General features: G+C 29.4%; 6 protein-coding genes. All 6 read right to left on the bottom strand.

The window, feature by feature from the left end; genetic code table 11:
• The coding region (locus HMPREF1552_RS01500; protein WP_021743268.1) for an HD domain-containing protein at positions 1–401 on the bottom strand (401 nt) is incomplete at its 3' end.
• 85 nt (positions 402–486) lie between these two features.
• The gene (rnmV, locus tag HMPREF1552_RS01495; protein ID WP_021743267.1) at positions 487–1,074 is read right to left on the bottom strand and encodes a ribonuclease M5; all 588 of its coding nucleotides are present in this window, start codon (positions 1,072–1,074) and stop codon (positions 487–489) included.
• Between the two features lie 26 nt (positions 1,075–1,100).
• Entirely contained in the window at positions 1,101–2,585 is a 1,485-nt protein-coding gene (locus HMPREF1552_RS01490) for an aminoacyl-histidine dipeptidase (protein ID WP_021743266.1), read from the bottom strand.
• 85 nt (positions 2,586–2,670) lie between these two features.
• Positions 2,671–2,820: a hypothetical protein gene (locus HMPREF1552_RS12410; RefSeq protein ID WP_006803764.1), complete on the bottom strand. Its 150-nt coding sequence runs from the start codon at positions 2,818–2,820 to the stop codon at positions 2,671–2,673.
• Between the two features lie 37 nt (positions 2,821–2,857).
• Positions 2,858–3,568, bottom strand: a complete 711-nt coding sequence (gene deoD / locus HMPREF1552_RS01485; protein WP_039900922.1) for a purine-nucleoside phosphorylase — start codon at positions 3,566–3,568, stop codon at positions 2,858–2,860.
• Positions 3,569–3,711: 143 nt separating this feature from the next.
• Positions 3,712–5,901 carry an RNA ligase gene (locus tag HMPREF1552_RS01480; RefSeq protein WP_021743264.1) on the bottom strand — a complete coding sequence of 730 codons (2,190 nt, stop codon included), beginning with the start codon at positions 5,899–5,901 and terminating at the stop codon, positions 3,712–3,714.
• Positions 5,902–6,000: the final 99 nt, after the last annotated feature.

Here is a 6,000-nt window from a genome sequence, read left to right as displayed (position 1 = left end):
AAAATGTCGCAATTAATATTGCAATTTATGATATTTAAATTATATTTTTCTAAAATACTTAACAGTTCTTCATCATTTAGAAAATCTTCTTGAATTTTCTCATGATAATCCTCATTTTCATTTTTTAAAACATAATCAATTACATGGGAAAAAGCCGTATGTGAAATATCATGTAAAAGCGCTTTTATCTGTTCTTCAATATTTCCATTAAATTTTAAAGATAATATCATTGTTCCTATTGAATGTTCATATCTATTTACATTCCATAGGTCATTAACCAGATATCCACCACCAGACTGATAGATATTTTTTAATCTTTTAAAAATTTTTGTATTTATTATTTCATAAATAACATCATCTACATAGTATTCTCCATATAGTTCATCATTAATCTTAAACATTTTTTATATCCTTTTTTTATTATTTAAACTTGTATTTTTTCCAATTAACAAATTACAACCTCAAACACAGTTTTTTTTTAAATTTTTATTCTACACCAGCCTTATTTATCTCTTCAACAGCTTCCTCAAACTGTTCTTTTGAAATATTAAATGAATTAAGAGCCTTTAAAAGCTGTTTTGCATTATAATAGCCAATTTTTAAAATATCTCCAAGCATTATTCTACGTTCTTTTGCATTACTTCCAGAAATAAATCCATTATCAATCAAGTCACTAATATCAAACCTATTTTCAATATCTTGATTAGCTGTAATAACATTTTTCAAAGCCTCTAAAATTACTTTGTCATTGGCATTTTCAACTCCTATATTATCATTTTTAGTTGCATCCTTTTGACTTACAAAAGCATGCTTTATGTTCGGAATATATCTTTTTAATGTATCACGAATTTTTTTTCCTGCAAAATCAGGATCTGTAAATAAAATTAAATCATTAGTTTTTGACAATTGAATCATTTTATTTATTGTTTTTTTAGATAATGCGGAGAAGCCGTTTAAGGCGATAATATGTGCATCTACAACTCGTTTTATGGCTGTTATGTCATCTCGCCCTTCGACTACTATAATTTCGTTTATTTTTAGTTTTTCTTTTTGTTTATTTAGCTCTTTTTTCATTTAATATTCCCTTTTGTTTTTATTTTTTATTTAATGTTATAATCTTCCATAACTTTTAGCAATAATTCCCAAGTTTTACCAACTGACTCTATTTCCATTCTCTCTTCAGGAGTGTGAGCACCGTAAATATTAGGCCCGATTGAAACAATATCAACGTTTTCCATATTGTTATCAAAAATTCCGCATTCAAGTCCAGCGTGAATTGCCTTAATTTCAGGATCTTTTCCTGTTATTTTTTTAAATGAGTTTACAACTATTTCACGAATCTTTGAATCTTTTCGGTATTCCCAAGATGGATATGGAGAATTTATTTTTACTGCCACTTCGTATTTTTCAGAAAGTTCCTTCACATCATTTAGTAATTTTTCAAGTGATTTATTTACTGAACTTCTTGGTAATGCCTGAATTTTTATAACAATTTTTCCATCTTTATTTTCAGTTTTTATAACTCCAAGATTTATTGAAGTTTCCACAAGTCCTTCGATATCTTTGCTCATTGAGATAACTCCATTTGGAAATTCGTGGAAAAATGAAATAACGGCATTTGTGTTGGAAATTGATAATTTCCCTTGATTTTTCAATTCCTCTTTCTTAACTTCCTTCACTTCAATAACTGGATTTTTATCAATAATTTTAAAATCCTTTATTATATTTTCAAAAGCAAGGTTTGCTAATTTTTCAAAATCACTGACTTTTTCATCCTCAAGTTTCACAGCTAGTAACGCCACAGCCTCTCTCGGTATTGCATTAGTTTTTTCTCCACCGTCAATATCCATTATTGCAAGAGTGTATTTTTTATTTAAATGATTCAGAACTTCTGCCAAAATTTTATTTGAATTTCCTAATCCTAAATGAATTTCAGCACCTGAATGCCCACCTAGAAGCCCTTTCACATCAACACTTATTACAGTATCGTCTTCTTCTAATTTTTCAGCATCAAAATTAAACTCATTAAGGATTCTCGCACCACCTGCACTACTCACATAAACTTGTCCGTATTCTTCAGTATCCAAATTTATAAGTGTCTTTCCAGAAAAAATTCCAAAGTCAAGGTTATTAACTCCGCTCATTCCGTCTTCTTCATCAGTTGTGATGATAATTTCAAGTGCCGGATGTTTCAAGTCATTGCTGTCAAGTATCGCAAGTGCATAAGCTACAGCAATTCCATTATCTGCCCCAAGTGTTGTTCCATTTGCCTTTAAGTATCCATCTTCCACAACGAGTTCAATTCCTTGTGTTTCAAAATCAAATTGTGTATTTTTATTTTTTTCCCAAACCATATCCATATGTCCTTGCAGGATAAGTGGTGAATATTCCTCGTATCCAGCTGTTGCAGGCTTTCTTATTAATACATTTAATGCCTTGTCCTGAATAACTTCCAGATTTCTTTCCTTCACAAATTCTACAATCCAGTCACTAATCTTTTTTTCTTTTCTTGAACCTCTTGGTATTTTTGAAATTTCACTAAAATAGTGAAAAACTTTTTCAGGATATAAATTTTCTATTTTCATTTTATTTTCCTTTCTTTTAGTTTAAATTAACAACAAGGGAATAATCCCCTTGCCTCAAAGATAAAAATTTCTTAAATATCTTTATTTATAAAATATTTTCCAGTAACTCTTCAAGCTCTGACATTTCTCTCTGTGTCAAGTCATATCCGCTTTTTAACTTTTTCAAAATTCTATTTTCAGAACCAACTGAACTACGTTCTAAAATTTTTATAACTAATCTTTTATAAAATTCCACTAATTTTTTCTCCCTTTAGTTATTTTCTTTAATTATTTTAAAGCTGTAATGCTGTTTCTAAGGCCACTTCTATCATTTCATTAAAAGTTGTCTGTCTTTCTTCAGCACTTGTAACTTCGTGAGTAATGAATGAATCACTTATTGTAAGTAAAGTTAATGCATTTACTCCTAATTTTGCCGCTGTTGTATAAAGTTGTGCTGTTTCCATTTCCACACATAATACTCCAAATTCAGCCCATTTTTTCCAAGCATTAGGGTCATCTCCATAGAAAGTGTCACTTGTAAATACATTTCCAGCCTTTACATTCAATCCTTTTGCCTTAGCAATTTCATAAGCCTTGAAAACTAAATCTGAACTTGCTGTAGGCGCATAGTCTGCTCCATTAAATCTTAATTTGTTAATAGCAGAATCAGTCGAAGCTGACATTGCGATAACAACATCTCTAACTTTCACATCTTCTTGATAAGAACCAGCTGTACCGATTCTAATCAAGTTCTTTACTCCAAATTCAGTTATCAGTTCATGTGAATAAATCCCAATTGAAGGCACTCCCATTCCAGTTCCTTGAACAGATATTTTTTTCCCTTTATAAGTCCCAGTAAATCCTAGCATTCCTCTAACATTATTATACTGAACAACGTCTTCTAAAAATGTTTCTGCTATATATTTTGCTCTAAGCGGATCTCCTGGCAATAGTATAGTTTCTGCAATATCTCCTCTATTTGCTCCAATATGCGGCGTTCCCATTTTCATTACCTCCTAAATTTTTTATAATTATTTTTATTTCTTCTAAAAAGTTTTTACTTATTATATTTTACTTCAATTTGTTAAATTGTTCAAGGAGTTTATTTTCTTTTTTTGATATTTTTATTCTTTATTTATGTTTTATTCTATAAATTGTTTTTCTTAATCTCATATTCATTCATCAAATCAATAATATGAGCATTTTCAGCTTTATCATTATCAAGTTCAGTAAGCCATTCAATAAACTCCTGCTCGTCCTTATATCTTCCAGCAAGTTTTGCTCTATTGAAATCTTTTCTATAAAATTCCAGAATTCCACGCCGTTTTTTCCAAAGACTATAGTGCTTTGCCTTGTATTTAAACATAAGTCCATTTTCAGCACAAAATACAATACCTTCAGCATTTTCAAAATTATCATAATTTTCCATCAAGTCAATTATTTCGTCAAAGTTATTGCATTTTTTGATTTCCTTTTTCATTTTAATAACATCATCATCAAAATTTATCTCTTTTAAAAATCTTTTACTAAAATTGTTATCCACATGTACACCATTTATAAACAGGCTATTATCAATAACATCTAAGATAAAAAGATGTTCCTTTCCAAAATAATCAACTATATGTCTGTCTTCATTTGAAACCACTTCAAACACTATAGAAACATCATTTTCACTGCAAATTCTAAAAATTTCATCTTTCATCTTTTCACTTGCTTTTTCAAAAAGAGTTTCAAAATATTTGACATGTGTTCCATTTGTTACACTTTTTGTTGCAAATACAAGTTTTTCATCAATAACTGAAAGTATTCCTAAAAATCCGTTGTATTTTTCGTAGGCTGTAACTGGGTAAACTATGTTATTTTCAAGATATTCTCTTGTAGAATATTTATTTTCTCCGTAATTAAAGAATTTGTTATAGCTTCTTATTTTCACTTTTCCAGTTTCTGCATCCACAAAAAGTCCACGTGCCTTAATTGTCGAGTCATTCCACAATTTTTTCCGAAACACGTTTCTTCCAAAATTTAATGAATACAAGTTTGGTTTTGTCTTTTTAACACTGATTAGTTTACTTACAATCAATTTATTCACATCTTCATTCGCTGTCAAATTTATCTGCTTGTTTTCTTTTGCCTTTTCCAGTTCGTGTTGTAAATAATCTCTATCGTAAACAGTGTTTATAACTGATTTTTGCAAAATTTTATCTGGCATTACATCCAAATATTTCAATTCCCCACCATACTCAACTTCCCCTTCCAGACAAATTGAATGTTCAGTCGAATTTACACCTCTATGCCCATGAACCTGCACAAAATCCTGACATTTTCCCTTCAAATAATTTTCCTCATAAAGTTCTCCAATTTCGGTTTCAAAGCTTCCAACGCCGTTTATCATTTTGTTAGTCGATACAAGTGCCAAATCAGGTACAAAAGACAGCCCTGCATGTGTACAAAGAATTTTATTATTGTGAAATTTAAAAGCATAACATTGTCTTAATTTTTTATAAAATTTACGAATTTCCCTTTTAAAACTATCTATATTTTTTTCATTTTCCAAAATTGCTGGCAAAGTTACATTTAAAAATTCCTTTGAGTTAATTTTAAAATCATTGGCAAAATTTTCCAAGTGAATTTCATGATTTCCTTCAATCATTATAACATTTTCCTTTTTATATAAATCCAGCATTAAAAAAAGTGTCTGTTTATGTTCAATTCCCCTGTCCAAAAAATCTCCTAAAAATACATACAAGATATTTTTGTCAAAATCCTTCACAATTTCAGAAATCGCTGTAAAGCACGAATGAATATCCCCAATTATCCGAACTTTATCATATTTTTCTGTTACATCATCAACATAAAAATTTATAATTTCATTTATATCAAATATTCTCTTAAAACTTCCCGAAATCTTTTCATTCTGAATATTTCTAAACATTCTGCTTATAACATTTTCGTCAACCTGCTTATAGCTTTCTCTCTTTTTATTATTTTCAATACACTCTTCAAGTGGCGTATCCAACTGATAATAATAAATTGTATATTTATACTTATCCGCAAGAGTCTTATAAGAATTCATCGCTCTTTTTGTAGTATGTGTCGCATCAACAACGGTAAATTCCCCTCTTTTCATTCTTTCTTCCAGACAGTTAAAAAGCATTTCCCAAGCCAACCTGTCATTTTTCTGCGAAATCTCAAAATCTCCAAATTTTGTTAATTTCGGATTAGAAAGTAGAAGCCTGAATTTATCTGCTTCTAGAGTATATGGCTCCAAATTATTTTCTTTAACAAAAGTGCTTTTCCCACTTCCAACTGTTCCCCGTAACAATAATAACGTTCTCATTCTTCTTCACTCCCTTCAAAATTCTATTTAAATAAATATACTATAATTTTACTATATTTTAATTATAAGTCAAATAAAAATTAGACTAATATTTCAAAA

This window comes from Leptotrichia sp. oral taxon 879 str. F0557, assembly GCF_000469385.1.
GTDB lineage: Bacteria > Fusobacteriota > Fusobacteriia > Fusobacteriales > Leptotrichiaceae > Leptotrichia > Leptotrichia mesophila.
This window is presented reverse-complemented; position numbering and strand designations above follow the sequence as displayed.

What these genes read in the sequence shown, in the direction of transcription:
- deoD (WP_039900922.1), bottom strand. Translation starts at nt 3,568, where the DNA reads ATGGGAACGCCGCATATTGGAGCAAATAGAGGAGATATTGCAGAAACT.
- rnmV (WP_021743267.1), bottom strand. Translation starts at nt 1,074, where the DNA reads ATGAAAAAAGAGCTAAATAAACAAAAAGAAAAACTAAAAATAAACGAA.
- HMPREF1552_RS01490 (WP_021743266.1), bottom strand. Translation starts at nt 2,585, where the DNA reads ATGAAAATAGAAAATTTATATCCTGAAAAAGTTTTTCACTATTTTAGT.
- HMPREF1552_RS01480 (WP_021743264.1), bottom strand. Translation starts at nt 5,901, where the DNA reads ATGAGAACGTTATTATTGTTACGGGGAACAGTTGGAAGTGGGAAAAGC.